Here is a 19,517-nt window from a genome sequence, read left to right on the forward strand (position 1 = left end):
TTATTCCTCCTTGACCTCTACCATCTCAAACAATTCCAAAGTATCTCCGACTTTAATATCGTTGTAATTCTCGATCGATAAGCCGCACTCATAACCGGCGTTAACTTCCTTCACATCATCTTTGAAACGCTTCAAGCTGCCGAGTTTTCCTTCGTAGATAATTTTATCGTCACGCAAGAGGCGCACACCGGCGTTTCTTGTCGCTTTGCCGTCCGTCACATAAGCACCGGCAATTGTACCGACGGAAGAAACTTTGAAAGTCTCTCTGACTTCTACATGACCGAGCACTTTCTCTTCATAAGTAGGAGCCAACATACCTTTCATAGCTTTCTCGATATCTTCGATCGCATTGTAAATGACCCGATACAAACGAATATCTACACCCAACTCTTTCGCCAAATCCGTAACATTGTTGTTCGGACGGACATTGAAACCGATAATAATAGCATCGGAAACTTCCGCCAAACGGACATCCGATTCTGTAATACCGCCGGCCTGGGAGTGAATAATATTAATCTTCACCTGGTCGTTGGACAACTTCTGCAAGCTCTGATTCATCGCTTCCACGGAACCGACAACATCGCCCTTGACAATAATATTCAAATCCTGCAGTTTACCCTCTTCCAAACGATTATACAAAGCGTCCAGACTGATTTTCGGATTTTGCCGAATTTGTTCTTCTCTGGCCGTATCACGCCGTTTATCGGCCAGCTGTTTCGCCATTTTTTCATCGGTAACCTGGTAGAAAGTTTCACCGGCTTCAGGTATTTCAGGCAAACCGATAATCTGCACGGGTACCGAAGGTCCGGCCTGCGCAATATGTTTACCGCGCGAATCGATCATCGCTCTGACATTACCGACAATTGAGCCGGTAACAATCGTATCGCCTTTTTTCAAAGTACCGCGCTGCACCAATAAGGATGCGATAACGCCCTTGTTTTTATCCAACGAAGCCTCCAGCACAATACCCTTGGCCTGACGATGCGGATCGGCTTTCAATTCCATCATATCGGCCGTCAGCAGTACCATCTCCAGCAACTTGTCGACATTTTCACCGGTCTTGGCGGAAATGGGCACCATAACGGTCGAACCGCCCCACTCTTCGCACAGCAAATCATAAGTGGCCAATTCCTGTTTCACCCGATCGGGATTGGCTCCCGGCTTATCCATTTTGTTAATTGCCACGATAATCTCGGTTTTAGCCGCTTTAGCATGGTTAATAGCCTCGACTGTTTGCGGCATGACGCCGTCATCGGCAGCAACCACCAAAATAGCAATATCCGTCGCCTGCGCACCTCTGGCCCGCATCGTCGTGAAAGCTTCATGTCCCGGGGTATCCAGGAAAGTGATGCGGCGATTATTCAAGCTGACTGTGTAAGCGCCGATATGCTGTGTAATACCGCCGGCTTCACCGGAAGCGACATTGGCATTACGAATATGATCCAGTAAAGTAGTTTTACCATGATCAACGTGACCCATAACAACCACTACCGGCGGCCGCTCTTCCAAATTACCCTCAACATCGTCGGAATCGTCGAAAAGAATATCTTCTTCTGTCACTTCCACCAACTTATCACAGGTGATCCCGAACTCATCGGCAATTGTCGCAGCCGTATCATAGTCAATTTCCTGATTCATATTGACCATAACACCGTAATTCATCAACTTCATAATAACTTCGGAAGCCGTCTTCTTAATCGCCTCGGCAAACTCCTTGACAGTCAACTGCTCCGGCAGAGAAACATGCGTGACAGCCGCCTTATTCTGCTCATTCTGCACGTTGTTTTGGCTCTTGCGCTTACCGCGTCTTCTCTCGTTTGTTTCTTCCTCATCAAAGTTATCGAAGCGGGCCCGGCGTTCATTGCGCATATTACCCTTAATCGGTTTCTTCGTTTTTTCTTCCTGCTCCGGCCGTTTCTTGTAAACATCTTTATTCTGGAAATTGCGTCTGGGAGCCTCTTTCGCCAACAACTCGACAATTTCAGTTTCCCTGCTGGCAGTTTTCGGCTTCCTGGAATGAGAAACGGGCTTACGCTCCTCATCCTGATCCTTATCGGCAAAAGCGTAGGAATTTCCCGCCCCACCATGCGACTTGTTGGCAGCAAAACCGTTACGTTCACTTCTGAAGCCCGGTTTACCGCCGCGTGTGAAATTACCGTTTGCAGAAGCATTGCCGGCTGCAGTTTCTTTACTCTTAGCTGCAGGGTATTTCGGCGGTAATTTGACTTTGCCGATAGGCTTGGGGACGACGAAATCGGTGGTCAAAGTGATTTCCGGTGCTTTTACCTGCGGTGCCTGTTTTTCTAATTTCTTGCGCCGCATGTTTTCCAAAGCTTTAGTTGCTTCGACTGCTTTTTTAGAAGCCTGATTGCGTCTTTCCTTTTCTTTTTCTTTTTCTCTCTGCTCTCTGGCTCGATTAATTGCAGCCTGATTAATATCGGCGATTTTGCCGAGTTTCGCCGGTAATGTGACATTAACGTTATCCAGCACCGGTTTGACTGCTTTCGGATTTTCTTTACGACGAGCTTTATTTTTCTCAAGTTTATCCGTTGCTTTAACAAGTTTTTCTTCTACCTGAGCAGCAGCTGTTTTTTCGTTTGTACTATCGGTGACAGCTGTTGTCGTTTCAAGGGCCTTCGACGCAACTTGATTTTCCGTAGATTCAACAGTTTTCGTAAGCGGTGTCGCTTCAATTTCCGCCGATTCTGCAGCTGCGGCAGTTTCCGTTACGGTATTTGCGTCTGCACCTTGAGCTGCCGGCGTAGCGACTGCAGTTGCATTGACAGGTTCAGCTGCCTGAACGTTTTCAGCAGCAGTTACACTGTCATTTGCAGTTTGTTCGCTGCTCGTCTCCGGTGTAATTGCCGCTGCAGATGTCGCACTTAGGCTCGGCTCTGCCGCTGTCGCCTCTTTGGCGGTAGCGACGGCAACTTTTTTCGATGCCGCTGCAGCTGTTTTATCTTTATGTAAGCTCAGACTGCCGACACTCTGTTTAACAACAGCTTTAACAGCTTCTTTGGTATCGGCCAACAAAGATTTGGCACCCGCCAAAACACCTTTTTCCGCCGTTCCTTCATTTGTGCCGTCTTCCTCGGGTTTGCTTTTTTTCTTGATTTTAACAACTTTAACTACACTGGCTATTTTTTTGCCCGAAAGGCCCTTCATAGTAATAATCGGAGCATTGGCTTCGGACGCCGTTGCCTGATTTTCCTCAGTTTCTGCAGTTGTCGCTGTATTCATTTCTTCTTTTCCTTCTTCCGGCATCAATCCTTGCCCTCCTCATACATTTTTGAGCGTTGCTGCCTGTTATTCGGCTTTCTGCGTTTATAACTTTGTCCGCCGCTTTTAGCAGCTGTAAATTTGCTTTTTCCCCATTTTTGCTTGTTGTCAGATCTGCCCGTCGATTTACCGCGCTCGAACTTATACGACTTTTTCCGGTCGGCGGATTTGTAATCGGACTTATCCGACCATTCGTGTCTGTCGCTTCTGTAGGAAGTGTCCGCTTTATGTTCCCGGCGCTGCGGGTACTCTTGCGGTTTACGGTACTCCCGCTTCCGTTTGTAATTACCGGCAGCCGGCTTCTCCCTTTCCCCGTTTTCCGCCGCAAAATATCGTCGTTTGCGCTTAGCCGTTTTCCCGGGAAGAAACAGCAGATACTCCGCCGTACAATCTATTTTATCAGATGTGGAACCCGTACCTACCTCTATCGGCGCAACAGCGGCTGCCGTGCAATAGGCTGCAAGTTCTTTTTGGAGAGAATACCCCAAGCCTCCCTTGGCAAGCGCCATAATCGATCTGGTTGCATCCAAACTCGCACACAGTGTTTCCGCACTGAACAAGCCGTAGACATAAAGTGTCTGATAGGAATTGCGCATCTGACTTTTTATCAGATTGAACAACTTGCGGCGACTCTCAGGCGCTAAATCGGCAGCCACCAGAACGAAATTCGTTTCACCGGTAGCGACGGCCTTACTGACAGCAGTAAAACCCGCATATAATTGCCCGGCTTTACGCGCCAGACCCAACTTGCCCTGCACCGTAGTAATCAAGGTCTGCAAGTCGTTTGCAGTTTCCGCCGGCTGCATTGCCGGGGTATTTTGCTCTGAATTTTGCTTCAAATTTTTCCTCCGCCGCTTAATGCGGCTTAATCAATATTATTCTTCAGCCTGTTCAAGCTCAGTTTTCTCAGCTTTTTCGTCATTCGAAGCAGCATCAGTTTCAGAATCGGACATGGTCTCAGCCGCCTGTTCTTCCGCTTGCGCAGACGCCATCTTGGCCAAAGCCCGCTCCGTCAAAGCATCGATCGATTCGGCTAAATCAGCTTCAGCTTTTTCACTGTAAGTACCGGCTTGCGAAGCACTCTTGATATCAATATGCCAACCTGTAAGCTTGGCCGCCAAACGGGCATTTTGCCCGGAACGTCCGATAGCTAACGGCAGTTGATTATCCGGTACGACCACCTCAGCCACATTATTGCCGTCTTCTTCATACAAAGAAACTTGCAAAATCTTAGCCGGGGCCAAAGCATTAATAATAAAGGTTTCCGGATCTTCATCGTACTGCACAATATCAATTTTTTCGCCGTGCAGCTCTTCCATAATATTATTAATACGCATTCTCCGATTACCGATGCAGGCACCGACGGCATCAACGTCCTTATCCGTACTGTAAACGGCAATTTTACTGCGGAAACCCGGTTCTCTGGCGACACTGTAGACCTGGACGATTCCTTCTTCAATTTCCGGCACTTCCGCCTCAAACAATTTGCGAATCAAATTAGGATGACTGCGGGAAACCAAAACAACCGGCCGACCGTGTTTCGTATCCACCTTAAGAATATAGAAACGCATCCGCTGCCCGAAATTGTAGACATCCTGGCGCACCTGCTCCCGCGGCTGCAAAATAGCATCGGCCCGACCGATATCGACAACTACTTCCCGCCGATCTTTCCGTTGCACAACACCGCTTGCCAACTCCCCGATTTTATTATTAAACTCGGAACTTATACGATTACTCTCCGCCTCAATTAACTTCTGATTAATTACGCTCTTAGCCGTCTGAGCCGCCAAACGTCCGAAATCCTGCGGTGACAACTCATACTCCAACAAATCGCCCAGCTCGAATGCGCTGTCAATATTTGCTGCATCTTCCAAACTGATTTCCGAATTGGGGTCCAGAACTTCTTCGACCACCTCTTTCATCAGGAAAACGTGCATCTCACCTGTCTCCCGATCAACTTCCGCCCGGATATTCTCCGCATTTTTAGCATTAAATTCTCTCCGATAAGCGGACACCAACGCTTCTTCTATCGCTTGGAAAAGCACTTCAGCATCAATTCCCCGCTCCTTGCACAAGTCTCTCATGGCTTGAATTAATTCCGCATTCATTGTAACTTCCTCTCTCATCTGTTCGGAACACTCCGAACTGTATATTTCACATTAAAATTCATAATAACGTTTGACACTGCTCCACTCGTTCGGGGCAAAAGTCAAAGACACGTCCGCCAAATCAGCTTCAGCTGCAATTTCCGTTTCTGCAGCGACTGCGGCCATTTCCGTCTGCAAATTTTGCCGGAAAGATTTGAACGCCTTCCTGCCCAGCAGCTTCTCCATCGCCGCAAAATCCAACAACAAGGTCACTGCACCGTCGGCATAAGCCTGCAGACAGCCGATAAACTGTTTGCAATCGGCAAACTTCTTATAAGTACTCAAAATTATCGGGCTGTCATAATAGCGCTTGAAATCAGCCTCCGTCTGCAAAGGTCGATCCAATCCGGCTGAGGAAACTTCAAGATTGTAGGCCTCGCTGAAAATATCGGTCGCATCCAATAAAGGTTCGACAATATTGTTCACCGTTTCGCAATCCTCAATCCCGATACCGCCGCGACGGTCGATAATAAAAGTCAGATATTTCTCTTGCCCTTCCCGGCGATAATTAACTTCCAACAATTCATAACCGGCTGCGGCAACAGCGGCCGCACACAATGTAACTGCCTGTTCTTCGTACTTATTCTTCGTTCTCATACCTGTCCTATACGCTCTTAAAAAGAAAAGAGCAAGACACAGGTCTTACTCTTTTCATCGAGTTAATTAACTTCAATTATACAGAAGATCGGGCGAATTACAAGTCCTTCCGTCTCATTTCGGCGGCGAAAGCTATAAGTCCGAGAATCAAACCGATAGCTCCGACACTGTCAGCCGCTTGGCCGGTCTTGGCAACTTTACGTTTATTCGCCATTTTACTTTCACGTTCCGCCGTTTTATTGCCGGTAGTCGGATTAGCTTCCTGCTTGTTAGCAGCTTTGTCAGCCTGTTGATTGCTGTCGGTATTTTTGGCTTTTGCCTGCTTATCTGCTTGCTCCGTTGCTATCTGACTGAGAGTTTTGGTCTTAAACTGCTCCAAAGTTTGGGCCAAAGTCATGCTTTTATTTTCAACTTCCTGCAATTTCTGCTTTTTCTCTGCCAAACTGCTCGTCCCGTCTGCCAGAATAGCCTTGTAATCATTCGCGAATTTGTCGATTTTCTCCTGCATAGCGGCAATTTCCGTAGCGGAAGGTGAACGCTTGTCCGCAGCTTTCAGCGAGTTGGTCAATTCCTGCAATTTTTGTTCATATTGCGCCTGCAGTTTTGCCAATTCCTGATTGTCGTTTTGAATCTGGTTGCCTTTATTTACTGCCTGATCCAAAGCTTCCTGTTCTTTCTGCACATCTTTGAGTAAGGTTGCAATAGCGGTGTCTTTGTCATTGGTAATGTTATCCAATTTGCCTAAAATTTGTTCCTGCTCTTCCAACAGTTGTTCAATCTGAGCAGCCAAAGCTTTGTTCTGCTGTTTTGCCGCCTCTAATTGTTGTTTCAAAGTTGCAGCTTTTTGTTTGATTTCCGTCACTCTTTCCTGCAAAGTCTGCATCTGAGCTTTAATTTCGGCCGGCTTTTGCAGGGCCTTAGCGATTTTATCCTTTACTTCCTGCACCTTTTCTATTTTTTGCTCATCGTCGAGGTGCTTGTTTTGACGAATCTCTTCCAGTTCTGCTTCCAAGTCGCCGATTTCTTTCTGCAAGTCAGCTTTATCTTTGGTGGAAGCAGCTGTTTGAGCAAATTCTTTTTGAGCATCTTGGGCTTTGCTCAATTCGGCTTTAGCTTCTTCCTCAGCTAAATCAAACGGTGTTTTTTCTTGGGCCTTGAGAGTTTTAGTTCTTGTTTCAAAGCCTTTCAAAGTATTGGTGTTATCTTTTAGCTTTGTTTGTTTTTCGACAACTGCGTCCTGACTTTTCTCCAATTCATTCAAAGCTTGTTCTAATGCCTTCAAGCCTGCTAAAACATCGGATTTTTCCTGTTTGTTGGCATCTGTTTCCGTTATTTTTTCGGTTTTGGCAATTTCTTTTTCGATTTTCTTCTTTAATTTTGCCAGTTCTTTTTTAAAATTCTCTTCCGCCTGATCCTGTTGCGGGGCCGGATTGGCAGCCTGATCCTGCTGCGGGTCTTGCGGCTGATTCTGATTTTGTTTCTGCGCAGCTGCTTTGGCTTGGTTCAACGCCTCCTGCTTTTGCTGTACTGTTTGTTCCTGCTGTTGCTTAGTAACTGTTAATTGTTGAACTTTTTGCTCCTGTTGCGTTTTAGCCTCTTCTGCCTGTTGGAACGATTGTTGAGCTTTTGTTACTTGTTCCTGTGTTTGTTGAACTTGCTTGCCAATCTCAGTTACAGCTTGTTTTGAATCATCCCAAGCTTGTTTTAATGTAGACTTTTCCTTTTTATGTTTATTAATTCTTTCGTTAATCTCTCTCATGCGTTGCTCCCGCACATTACCGCCATGTGTAGGATTAACTGTATAGGGTTCTAATTCCGTCTCTGCATCTTGCAAATTTTTTTCATTCTGATTATAAGCGTTTTCTTTCTCTTGAGCTTCTTTTTTCAGCTGTTCTTCTGTAGCCTTTATTCCCTTTAAAGAATTTTCAAAGCCTTCTTTTTCGTTCTTCTTTTCTTGATAATTAGCTTCTTCTTTTTGCAATTTTTCCTGCTCGGATTCTAATTCTTTTTTAGTTTTTTCAACTGCCGCTTCTGCTTCTTTAACAGCCTTCTCCGCCTCTTTTGTCTTATCGTCCTCGGCTTGTTTCGGCTGATTCTGATTCAACGCAGGCGGTGGATTTTGCCCATCTGCGCCGCCGGCAACGCTGCGTCTGGATCTAACTCTAACCGGAGCTGACACCGGTTGAGCCTCCGCCGGAGCTTGCGGCTCCTGCACGGTTGCCTGCCCCTGCTTTTTCTCAGCTTCTTTCTTCGCCTGCTCCAACTCTTGTTGCTTCTTTTGAACTTCTGCCGCTTTTTGTTCCTTATCTTTCAGTAATTGTTGCACCTTTTGCTCTGTCTGTTGCAAATCCTGCTTCGCACCGCTTACCTTGGCTTCATCGCTCTGCACTTCTTCAGCAACTTCAGTCAGCGCCTTTTCCGCTTCTGTCAGCGCCTGCTTGAGCTTCGGCTGTTCTGCAGTTGTCCGATCAATTATAATATCCAATCTTTTAAGAATAATTTCTTTAGTCGGCTTACCGTAAGTAGGATCATACTCTTTCTTACTTGCTTCCGCCTCTTGCTTTTCCTGATCATTTTTGGCAGAAGCTTGTTTCTTCTCGGCTACTTCTTTTTTGAGCTGCGCTTCTTTCACCTTCGCACCTTGCAAAGCTGCCTCTAAATTCGCCGTGCTCGTTTTCCGCTCTTGCAACTTCGCCTCTTCTTTCGCCAACTCTTTTTCTGTTTGCTCAAGCTCCGTCTTGGCCGCCTTAACAGCTTTCTCAGCCGTTTCCGCCGCACTTTCCGCTTTGACCAAATTGCTTAACGGTGCTGCGAGCAAGCTTAAACCGATTAAAGCACTGAGCAATAAAGTTACTTTTCTCTTCATAAATTTACCCCTTTATCCACTTTTTCGTTCTCTTCTTTAAAAGCAGCTTATTTCTGCCGCCGACCGATGATTGTACCGGCCAAGGTTACCAAAACACCTAAACCGCTTATAACTTGCGCCGCCTCACCGGTTTTGCCGACTTTACCGGTTTTCCGCTCAACACTGCCGTTCACAGATTTGTCCTTTGCTCCGGCTGCCATATCGGTGCTTTGCTCCTGTGCTGCTGCCTTGTGCCCCTGATCGGCACTCTGTCCGGCCGCAGCTCCCTGTCCCTGCTGCGGATTTGCCGGTCCTGCTTGCGGCGGATTTCCTTGACCCTGCTGCGGATTTCCGGCCGGCGGATTTTGCCCGGGATTTTGCTGCAACTCCTGTTCCAACTGATTAATTTGTTGCTCCAATTGGCGCATCTGGTCCTGTGCCTGCTGCAAAGACGCCTGATCCTGCGTAAAAGTCTTATCCAACGCATCAAATTCCCTTTTCAAAGGCGCATATTCCGCTTCTTTTTGAGCAAAAGCAGCTTGTTTCGCCTTGTATGTCGGATCGTCCATCGGATTTTTACCGGCTTTAGTTAATTGCTCCCCCAATGCGTCCAATTCTTTCTCTAATTTCGAAATTTCAAAGCTTGCCGCAGCTTCCTGCGCCTTCTTATCGTGATAATTGTCTACTTTCTCCTGTAATTTGATTAACCTTTGATCCAAGTCCTGCTTCTTCTGTTTCAAGTTCTCCAAGTGCTGTTGTTTCCCCTGATTAACGTCCTGACTCGCAGCACCTCCCACGGCAGCTGCTTGACTGTAATTAAAAGTCAACGGCGTAAACAATAAACTCAAACCCAACAAAACACTCGCAACAGTCTTTTTCATCTACTTTTTTCCTCCTGAAATCAAATAAAATCACCTAAATCTTCGTATAGATAGATTTTATCAAATGGAAAAGGGCAATTATGAAATGCAGATGAAATTGCTTTTTGTTAAAGAAAATTTACTTTTCCCGCTTTACCGCCAACAGACTAAATCCGCTTATCCCGGACATTTTCATAAAAAAAAGCGAGACGACCGAAGTCGTCCCGCCTGTTATGCAAACCTTCGCTTTTGTCAGTCGACAGATCGCCGCAAGACAAACAAATATTCATCCCCGGTAAAAGCCGGCTTATCCAAATAATGATTCGGTGCATAACTATTTAAATTATCATTTTGAGCAGAAGTAATATATGTTAAATGCGCCAAGGCTATTTCCTTAGTATCTAAGGTACTTTCATTGCCTAAGAGCTCTACGCTTTTAACCTTAGAAGCAGGAGCACTTATCTTTTGCGAAATAACAGCTGTATTCTGCGGACTGCTCACTCCAATTTGCAAAACAGGAGCATCTTCCTGATTCTTGTTTAAACCGAACATTATATATGTGTTATCGCTTAATTCTACACCGCGTTTAGCTGCAGCATCTTCCCACTTTCCATCTTTAGCAACTTTAACAAGCAAATCATATTTCACCGGCTGCTTCGTCTTAATCTTAAAAAAGGAATAATCTTTATCACGCCCGAGCAACAAAATTTTTTCAATCGGACTGTAGTTCGCATTTTTTACCGGGATAATTTGCCCTCCCATATCCTGCTTGGCACAAGCAACGACACAAGCCGTAAAACAGATTGAAATTACCACCGCACTTAATTTACGTTTTATACTGCTCATAAGTAGATATCACTTTCTATAACAATATTACTAACCAAAAGATCGTCCCCGTGCAGAAATCTAATTAGGCAAAAACTACAGCAACCGCACAGGGAAAACTATATCGCCGTTTTTATACCTATGGATGTTAATTCCTCTCATATGCTTTCCCTCTCTTTTATCCTAATGGTCTTGCTAAATAAATCTTACCGCCTACAACAATATAAAAAGCCTGATACTTTCCCCATTTTTTACTCATCCGGATAATTTGCTTATCTTGCTGTTTGAATAAAACAAAATCAGTCAGTGCATCATCCGCTTGCAGCAATTCTCCCAAATATTCTTGTTTCTGCTGGTCCTTGTATTCTACAAAACAGTCATAACGATGGTACATTTTGATGTTTTTATCTACCAGTTTCAGGTGAAGTAAGGGATATTTATCCAAGTTCTTATCTGTCGTCCCGCTATCTTTGGCCGCTTTAATTTTGGCAAAAACATCCTCATTACTACGTAGATGATCAAGTTTATATATTTCAACATAATCCTGGTAACCGCCATCAGGATTTACAACGTCAGTAGTAAATTTTTCACCCTCAAACAGAACCCATTCTTTCGGTATTTGTATGTTTTTCGTGTCTTTATTGCCGAAACGGAAGTAACAAAGACATATTCCCAAGACAACTATCAATAAAGCCGGCAAAATAAGATATTTACGTCGAGGATTATCAAATATTTTCATAATATTGTCCTGCTAATCTACTCTTTCTGTATCAAATTCAAGACTTAAAACCTCGCATTTAGTACTATAAATGTAATCATCATACCAATCATTAGACCCCAGCAATTTTCTTTTAGCAATAATGGGAGTTACTTTAGTCCAGCTTTTAACCTTAATTACATAAAAGCCGTCACTGGGAATATTTACGCTTGACCCAACATAACGATTTCTAGCATACTCCGCTAGAGGAAGCGTTACACTGGCAGAAGCAAGACCAAAACTTAATGAAAAAGAAACATCAACTGTTTTATCACTAATCAAATCTGTATTAATAATGACCGAACCGCCTCCAGGAATGGATATTCCTCTTGAAGGTCCAAGATAATCAACTTCCTCAACTATTTCTGCTTTGGAAGCATCCTCTTCGTACTCCCAAATATACTCCGGTAAATCTCTTAATTGTAACAAATTGCTACTGTCTTGAGCTTGTAAAAAATTAGCCGATTGGCTAAATAAAACTAAAATCATCAACACAAGAGAAACTATTTTTTTCATACTGTCCTCCCTAATTCAATATCAAAATAATTTAGTATATAAAATAGAATCTTCCCCGTGCAGAAATCTAATTAGGCAAAACTACAGCAACCGCACAGGGAAAACTATATCGCCGTTTTTATACCTATGAATGTTAATACCCTTCATATTCTTTCCCTCCAAGCTTCTTTATTAAATTATATCATTAGCAGCTTTGCAGTGTCAAACGCTGTGTATTAGTTTGTGCTATTAATCTGTGATAATTTCACCCTTGTAACAACTTGTCAAGGACTTTTTAATCATTTTTTATCGCTTTTTGATGTTTTTCTCTCTCCATTTCTTTAAGAATTATGCGTTTTAATTTGTCTTGCATTGTTTCCGCTGCATTTTCATTAAAGTGAACAACAACCTCATAGGTTGCTTTACCGATTTTCTTTATCGTTTTTGTTCCTGTATTCTGTTTATTTTTATTTTCTCGCATATAGTTTTCCTCCTGTTTATAAACATTAAAAACGACTAGATTTTTTATCTTCTAGTCGTTTCATTTTATTGTGACCTTGGACATTGCCAAATTATTCAATTATGCTTCAAGAAAATCGTCCATTAGCAAAAAGTCTCTGATTCCAACGTAGTAAATTCCATACTCATCGTATCTTGGCACTATATTATCTCTAACAATAATAATTTTCTTAAAAGAATCGTCAATCCGTTTTAGAGAGTTTCTTTCCTGTTCTTTCTTCTCCTCACTGTTTATAGCAAAAGCTGATTGAATATAATATCTGAGATTTCCCCTATTAATAACAAAATCAACCTCTAATTGTACTCTTGTTGTTTTTCCCTTCACGTTAGGAAAATATTCTACAACACCCACATCAACATTAAATCCTCTTCTTAGCAAGTCATTGTAAATGATATTTTCCATAATATGCGTTTCTTCAACTTGTCTAAAATTCAATCTTGCATTTCTAAGACCAATATCAGCAAAATAGTATTTAAGTGGTGTAGAAAAATATTTTGAGCCTTTAATATCGTATCTTTTAGCAGCATACAGAACATAGGCTTCTTCAAAATATGTTAAATACTTTGAAATGGTATTATTTGATATATTTATCTTCTTTTCCGAAGCATATCTATTAGATAGCTTAAGTGGATTTGTAAGTGAACCTACTGCTGATGAAACAAAATCTAGTAAAACTTCTAATACTTCCTCACTATTTTTTATCTGATTTCGATCTATGATATCTTTAATATAGGTTTCTTCAAATAGTTCTTTCAAATATCTGCTCTTCTCCTCAAAGGTTTCCATTTCAAGTACAAATGGCATTCCACCACAAAGAACATAATCTTCCCATGCTTTATCTTTATTCTCATAACAGCTACTCATCTCAGCAAATGATAAAGGATACAAATGTATTTCATCTCCCCTATCTCGAAATTGTGTCAAAATGTCTTTAGAAAGCATTTTTGAATTACTTCCGGTAACATAAATATCAAGATTTTTTCGTTTCATAAGTGAAAGTAATGTATCAACAAAAGTAATCTTTTCATCCTCATCATCAATATATGGATTTTTTACCGACCTTGAAAATTGTATCTCGTCAATAAAAATATAATATCTTTTATTATCAGTTATCTTATTTTTTATATATTCATTGAGCTTAAACGGATCTCTATACCCACTATTTTCGATGTCATCAAGAGCTATTTCAATAATTTGGTTTTCAGCTATACTATTTTTCAATAAATAATTCTTGTATAGTTCAAACAACAAATATGACTTACCACACCTTCTGATACCTGTGATGATTTTAATTCTTCCGTTATCCTTTTTCTTAATTAGTTCATCTAAATATTGCTTTCTTTCTATAATCATATCACGCACCCCTTCTCTGTAAATAATTTATATATTTTGCCACGCTTTTTATTTGTGTATATTTTATCACCGTTAAAGAGTAATCGCAGTCATAAGGAATAATTTGCGTGGCATAATATGTTTTTTATTCTATCTTCGAATTTTCACACACTCGCTGTTTCAATATAAACAAGTTAACTTTGTTTATAATCCTCCCCGGCAACAGTTCGTTACCTGGGGGGTGAAATTTTAATTGGTTAGTTACAGGGTGAAATTATCATAGATTAATAGCAGCCTCTTTGACATCTTTACACTTATACATAATCCTTTGATTGTGTCCCAAAGGAATACTTTTTATCTTTCTTTCAACATCCGACAATTGGGTTACAGATTGTAACCCAATTAAGTAATAGTTATAAAATAAATGCCAATATCTAAACGGAAATTTATCAAGCTGCAGCTGTAATGTATTGAACTAATACACCCGCCTGTACAAACGCAATATTAAGAATTACGCTAATGGTCTTGCTAAATAAATCTTACCGCCTACAACAATATAAAAAGCCTGATACTTGCCCCATTTTTTACTCATCCGGATAATTTGCTTATCTTGCTGTTTGAATAAAACAAAATCAGTCAGTGCATCATCCGCTTGCAGCAATTCTCCCAAATATTCTTGTTTCTGCTGGTCCTTGTATTCTACAAAACAGTCATAACGATGGTACATTTTGATGTTTTTATCTACCAGTTTCAGGTGAAGTAAGGGATATTTATCCAAGTTCTTATCTGTAGTCCCGCTATCTTTGGCCGCTTTAATTTTGGCAAAAACATCCTCATTACTACGTAGATGATCAAGTTTATATATTTCAACATAATCCTGGTAACCGCCATCAGGATTTACAACGTCAGTAGTAAATTTTTCACCCTCAAACAGGACCCATTCTTTCGGTATTTGTATGTTTTTCGTGTCTTTATTGCCGAAACGGAAGTAACAAAGGCATATTCCCAAGACAACTATCAATAAAGCCGGCAAAATAAGATATTTACGTCGAGAATTATCAAATATTTTCATAATATTATCCTTCTACTTTCTTGAAATGGTAAAAATCAGCCGATTAGCTGAATAAAACTATACTAACCGCACAGGGAAAACTATATCGCCGTTTTTATACCTATGGATGTTAATTCCCTTCATATTCTTTCCCTCCGAGCTTTCTTTATTAAATTATATCATTAGCAACTTTTCTGCGTCAATGCCCGCTCATTTCCCGTTTTCCGTCACCTATCCCCACTGCCACCTACAAAAAAACGTAAAAAAGCCCGCATAAAACTTACGCGGGCTGACGAACAATTCAAACTCAAATCTCTACGCAACTACTGCAATTCTTTCTCCTCATTACAAGCGGCAATAAATGTCTCGTCCAAATCCAACTCAATCGGACAATGATCCGAACCCATAATATCGGACAAAATCTTCGCACCTTTAACAGCCGGCACCAAACGCTCCGACACCAGAAAATAATCAATTCTCCACCCGATATTTCTTTCACGGGCACGAGTACGATAAGACCACCAGCTGTAACATTTCTCCTGTGGCGCCAACAAACGGAAAGTATCAACAAAGCCCCGCGCCAGAAGTTGACTGAAAGCGGACCGTTCTTCATCGGAGAATCCCGGATTAAAGTGGTTGCTGTCGGGATTAGCCAAATCTATCTCCTCATGCGCGACATTCAAATCGCCGCAAACAATAACCGGTTTCTCAACATCCAGACTTTGCAGATAATCGGCGAACTTCTCCTCGAAATTCAAGCGGAAAGGCAGACGTTTCAGGCCGTCTTGAGAGTTCGGCACATACGCCGTAACAAAGAAAAATTGCGGAAATTCCAAAGTCAAAACCCGGCCTTCCGCATCAACAGCCTCATCGCCTATCCCGTATCGTACCTTAAGCACCGGTAATTTGCTGAACACTGCCGTACCTGAATAACCCTTTTTCACAGTAGAATAATGCCAATACGCCTGATAATCAGGAAAAGGCTGATCGCTCATCTGCCCGGCTTGCAACTTCGTTTCCTGCAAAGCGAAAACATCAGCCTGCAAAGCGGCAAAATCCGCCGGGAAATTCTTTTTCCAAATTGCCCGTAACCCATTCACATTAAAAGATACAAATTTCAGCATTTTCACTCCCGCCGTTCACCTGCCGCCTGTCAAGCGACAGTGTATAATAATGTCAACATTATAACGAAAGTTCGGGCACATTAAAATGATTGAAATTAAACCTGTACGTGATGTCGCCGTTATTCTTTTATACAACAAGTACGGCGAATTTCTTTTAGGTCGACGCAAAGAAGGAAAATTTGCCGCCGGCTATTACGAACTGCCGGGTGGGAAGAGAGAAGACGGCGAATCTCTGTTGCAGACAGTGAAACGGGAAACTCTGGAAGAAATAAGCTACACTCTAAAGCGACCTCAACTTATCTACGAATGTCATGTCGATTACAGTATCGGTCAAATTCCCCTCCATGTTTTCGCCGAAGAACTCGAAGCAGAAAATTTGAGCGAAGCAGTTAAGGCCCGCAGTTCGGATTACAATCGCCCGAAATTTCCGGCCAATGAGGCGGCGGAACTCGTTTGGGTTACAGGTCATAAAGCTTTGAGCTTGAAACTACTGCCGATTATGCGGGCAATGCTGGACTTAACGCCATTTCGCCGGCTGCTGCCGAATATCGGCCCTGTCGATTTAAGTGTCGACAAAGACGTTCATATTTGACCGCTAAAAAAATAAGAAAGCTGCCCCGAAGGAGCGGAAAAGTTATATACTCTAATTGAACATATGAGCAGCACATAAAGGAGATATTTTATGAGCAATTTTGACATTAATAGAAAGCCTTTAAGTTCGGAAGAACGCCAAATGGGCCGGAACATGTTGGACTTTGTCGCTAAAAGTCCTGCCGCCTGGCAAGCCTGCGCTACAGCCGGAGAACTGTTGCAAGCTAACGGCTTCCACAAGGTTCAAGCCGGCGATCTGGTTAACAGTAAAGTCGGCGATAAAAATTTCATCACCATCAACGATTCGTCCCTGATTGCCTGGTCTATCGGCAAAGACAGCTACCAAAAAGGCGCTCGTATCTGGGGTTCGCATTTGGACTCCCCGGCTTTGCAGATCAAGCCCAACAGTTTAATTGAAAAAGAGGGAACATTAATTGTCAATTGTTCCGTCTACGGCGGACCTCTGCTGAACAGTTATTTCGACCGGCCCTTAGGTTTAGCCGGTATAGTCACCTTACGCAGCCACTGTGATCAAGCAGCTTACAAAAGTGTTTTAGTCGACTTGGCACCTTTGAAAATCGTTTTGCCGAGCTTAGCTATTCACTTCAACCGGGCCGCTAATGACGGCGTCAAAATTGAGAAGCAAAAAGTTTTACTGCCGCTCCTCGGTCTGTCCCGGAACGAGAAAGTCAAAACGGCTGCTGCCAGTTATACTCGGGCTGCCAATTATGCTGCAGTTTGCGAGCAGGAATCCGACTGTGTCGATAACGGCGGTACCGACTTGCAGGTCTTCGAACAGCTGATCAGTGAAAAACTGAATTGTCCCATGGAAGATATTCTCGATTACGATTTGCGCACCTATGTCTGCGAAGCTCCTTGTTTCGTCGGCCTGAATGAAGAATTGATGTCTTCTTCCCGTATGGATGATTTGGGCATGTCTATCCCCGGCGTTTACGGCTTTATCGCTGCTAACAGTGCTGACGGCAAATTCGCCCGGACTTTTAAGGAAAATGAGTTTGACGGTTTGAAAGTTCTGTATTTGGCGGATAATGAAGAAATCGGTTCCAACACCAAGCAGGGCGCTGATACTATCTGGCTAAGGCAAACAATTGAGGCTATTTGTCTGAGTTTGGGCATGCCGCAAGCTGAATTCCCCGAGGTTCTGGAGCATTCGATTATGATTTCCGCCGACGTGGCGCACGCCGTGCATCCTAACTATGCTGAATATGCCGACGCTACGAATCGTCCGCGTCTGAATGAAGGACCGGTTTTGAAAATTAATCCGGGCAAATATTCTACCGATGCCGCTTCCGCCGCTTCTTTCCGTTTGGTGTGTGAGGCAGCCGGCGTACCTTTGCAGACCTTCATGAATCGTACGGACTTGCCCGGCGGCACGACAATCGGACCGATTACCACGGCTTATTTGCCTATAAGTAATGTCGATATCGGCAATCCGATTCTGGCAATGCATTCCTGCCGTGAGCTGGCCGGTGTTCTCGACTCTTACTATGCTAAAGTTATGTGTGAGATGTTCTATCGCAAACCGCTGATTTGAGCTTTGATTAATTAAACAACTGAAATCCTCTTTATTTCAAGCCGAATTTTCCGGTTTTTGTGCAAATAAAGAGGATTTTTATTTAATTGCAATTTTACGGATTACATTTATGAGTAATCATATTCCACTTTACTCCCTTTCACTCTTCTCAACCCGCACACTGACTGCAGCTACAATCGCAACAATATTAACCACTATAAGCGCTGTTAACATCGGCCATCTTACAGGTTGAAAGAGATTGAATGTTTCTGTCCATGACCATTCATAGTGCCATAAAATCATAGTAAGAAACGGTAGAATTAAAGCGGCAATCAAGCCAAGCAGCCGAAACAATTGTTGCTTCCAATTACGCCAAAATAAAGGCCTCGGCAAACCAAATAACAACTGTAACAAATTAAAGATCGACAATGCCGTCAATAAGAAATAGACTTTAGCAATAAATTGCATATTACCTAAAATTCTCCGATTCGCTTCCAGGAAAAAATGCAAATCATTTTTCACCTTTTCTTCTTCCGTATTTTCCGTTAAAAAACGACTGACAATCTTCCCCTGTTCAAGTAACAACAAACTCGGAACGCCCTTAATATCGTACTTTTGCATAATTGTGGTAAAATTAGGGTCTTTCCGCCAAAAATCGGTATCCAGATAACGTAAATTCCGTGCTTCGGCCGCCGAAGTTGTCTGCAAGACTTGAGAAAAATCAACACATTTGGAACAAGTAGGACGGGTAAAATAAACGTATCCGCTGTATTTTTCCAATTCAGTTAAAGATTGCAAATCTTTTGCCTGCAAACAAGCTGAACTCCCTAAAAATAAGAATACAGTCAGTAAGAACAAACAAAGTCCCCTCTTTCGCATACTTCAATAACCTCCTTTCATCAAATATTATGTATTAAAATAATATCAAAAAGCACATTCAAAAATCAATAGTAGAATATCAATTAATACGTAACTGATAGTGCTAAAGTGACAACAAAAAAACACATAAACCCGTAAAGGTCTATGTGTTTCATTCTCGGGTTTCGAACACTGCCAAAACGCTGCATGCCGAATTTTCCGACTTCTGAGAAAATAAAGAGGATTTTTTCTGCTTACTCAAGTGCTTACTTAAGCCGCAACGCCTATAGTATCGGCAATATATTTTTTTATTCCCTCCGGCCGGGCAAAATTGTATTGGGCATTTTTATCTTCGTAATACTCCCTTATACTTGCTAATGTAATTTGATTTTGTGACGGTGTATCAACCGCACACCCTTCTCTAGCAATCTGCCACGGCTTTTCTGCATGTGTAATTTTTTCCAACATTTTGCCACCATATTTTCCAAACGTAGCAACAACTAAATCAATTATTTTTCGCTCATCCTCAGTAAGTTCCGATTCAACAGCAGCAAATGCGATGAAGCGTTTGTCTTCTATCGGATTATATTTAAAGTTGCGAAACAACTCGTATACTTCCGGAAATACCGGGCCATGAACCCATGCTTGACATTGTTCTGAAAATAAAGGCTTTTCATTTAATACACAAGATATACCCTGACA

Annotated in this window: 17 protein-coding genes; 2 read left to right on the plus strand and 15 right to left on the minus strand. The window is 42.5% G+C overall.

What is annotated here, in order from left to right; translation table 11 throughout:
• The 13 genes from infB to PYS60_RS06545 all read right to left on the minus strand — a co-directional run bounded on the left by infB (position 1) and on the right by PYS60_RS06545 (position 15,832).
• Positions 1–3,264 (minus strand): translation initiation factor IF-2, encoded by a 3,264-nt coding sequence (gene infB / locus PYS60_RS06485; protein WP_315569675.1) that lies wholly within the window; start codon positions 3,262–3,264, stop codon positions 1–3.
• The gene (locus PYS60_RS06490) at positions 3,264–4,118 is read right to left on the minus strand and encodes a ribosomal L7Ae/L30e/S12e/Gadd45 family protein (RefSeq protein ID WP_315569677.1); all 855 of its coding nucleotides are present in this window, start codon (positions 4,116–4,118) and stop codon (positions 3,264–3,266) included. Before PYS60_RS06490 ends, infB begins: the two co-directional genes overlap by 1 nt.
• A gap of 36 nt (positions 4,119–4,154) precedes the next feature.
• Entirely contained in the window at positions 4,155–5,387 is a 1,233-nt protein-coding gene (gene nusA / locus PYS60_RS06495; protein ID WP_315569679.1) for a transcription termination factor NusA, read from the minus strand.
• A gap of 51 nt (positions 5,388–5,438) precedes the next feature.
• Positions 5,439–6,023, minus strand: a complete 585-nt coding sequence (locus PYS60_RS06500) for a hypothetical protein (RefSeq protein ID WP_315569681.1) — start codon at positions 6,021–6,023, stop codon at positions 5,439–5,441.
• A 97-nt stretch (positions 6,024–6,120) separates the two neighbouring features.
• On the minus strand, positions 6,121–8,889 hold the full coding sequence (locus PYS60_RS06505) for a hypothetical protein (RefSeq protein WP_315569683.1): 2,769 nt from the start codon (positions 8,887–8,889) through the stop codon (positions 6,121–6,123).
• A 47-nt stretch (positions 8,890–8,936) separates the two neighbouring features.
• Positions 8,937–9,749 carry a hypothetical protein gene (locus PYS60_RS06510; RefSeq protein ID WP_315569685.1) on the minus strand — a complete coding sequence of 271 codons (813 nt, stop codon included), beginning with the start codon at positions 9,747–9,749 and terminating at the stop codon, positions 8,937–8,939.
• 231 nt (positions 9,750–9,980) lie between these two features.
• Entirely contained in the window at positions 9,981–10,574 is a 594-nt protein-coding gene (locus PYS60_RS06515; protein WP_315569687.1) for a hypothetical protein, read from the minus strand.
• Between the two features lie 157 nt (positions 10,575–10,731).
• Entirely contained in the window at positions 10,732–11,292 is a 561-nt protein-coding gene (locus PYS60_RS06520) for a hypothetical protein (RefSeq protein WP_315569689.1), read from the minus strand.
• A gap of 12 nt (positions 11,293–11,304) precedes the next feature.
• Entirely contained in the window at positions 11,305–11,826 is a 522-nt protein-coding gene (locus PYS60_RS06525; protein WP_315569691.1) for a hypothetical protein, read from the minus strand.
• A gap of 274 nt (positions 11,827–12,100) precedes the next feature.
• On the minus strand, positions 12,101–12,286 hold the full coding sequence (locus tag PYS60_RS06530) for a transposon-encoded TnpW family protein (protein ID WP_315569693.1): 186 nt from the start codon (positions 12,284–12,286) through the stop codon (positions 12,101–12,103).
• A gap of 99 nt (positions 12,287–12,385) precedes the next feature.
• A complete protein-coding gene (locus tag PYS60_RS06535; protein ID WP_315569695.1) occupies positions 12,386–13,678 on the minus strand; it encodes an ATP-binding protein in 1,293 nt (430 codons plus the stop codon).
• 490 nt (positions 13,679–14,168) lie between these two features.
• Complete coding sequence (locus PYS60_RS06540) at positions 14,169–14,729, minus strand: hypothetical protein (protein ID WP_315569696.1); 561 nt, start codon at positions 14,727–14,729, stop codon at positions 14,169–14,171.
• Between the two features lie 302 nt (positions 14,730–15,031).
• A complete protein-coding gene (locus PYS60_RS06545) occupies positions 15,032–15,832 on the minus strand; it encodes an exodeoxyribonuclease III (protein ID WP_315569698.1) in 801 nt (266 codons plus the stop codon).
• 85 nt (positions 15,833–15,917) lie between these two features.
• Between PYS60_RS06545 and PYS60_RS06550 the strand changes: the two genes are divergently transcribed.
• Together PYS60_RS06550 and PYS60_RS06555 are read left to right on the plus strand one after the other, a co-directional pair.
• Complete coding sequence (locus PYS60_RS06550) at positions 15,918–16,424, plus strand: NUDIX hydrolase (RefSeq protein WP_315569700.1); 507 nt, start codon at positions 15,918–15,920, stop codon at positions 16,422–16,424.
• Positions 16,425–16,514: 90 nt separating this feature from the next.
• Positions 16,515–17,978 carry a M18 family aminopeptidase gene (locus PYS60_RS06555; RefSeq protein WP_315569702.1) on the plus strand — a complete coding sequence of 488 codons (1,464 nt, stop codon included), beginning with the start codon at positions 16,515–16,517 and terminating at the stop codon, positions 17,976–17,978.
• Between the two features lie 129 nt (positions 17,979–18,107).
• Here PYS60_RS06555 and PYS60_RS06560 read toward each other — a convergent pair whose 3' ends face one another.
• On the minus strand, positions 18,108–18,836 hold the full coding sequence (locus PYS60_RS06560; RefSeq protein ID WP_315569704.1) for a thioredoxin family protein: 729 nt from the start codon (positions 18,834–18,836) through the stop codon (positions 18,108–18,110).
• 249 nt (positions 18,837–19,085) lie between these two features.
• Positions 19,086–19,517, minus strand: a 432-nt coding sequence (locus PYS60_RS06565) for a Panacea domain-containing protein (RefSeq protein ID WP_315569706.1), incomplete at its 5' end; no start/stop codon positions are given.

Source organism: Amygdalobacter indicium (assembly GCF_029101545.1).
GTDB classification, from domain to species: domain Bacteria; phylum Bacillota; class Clostridia; order Saccharofermentanales; family Fastidiosipilaceae; genus Amygdalobacter; species Amygdalobacter indicium.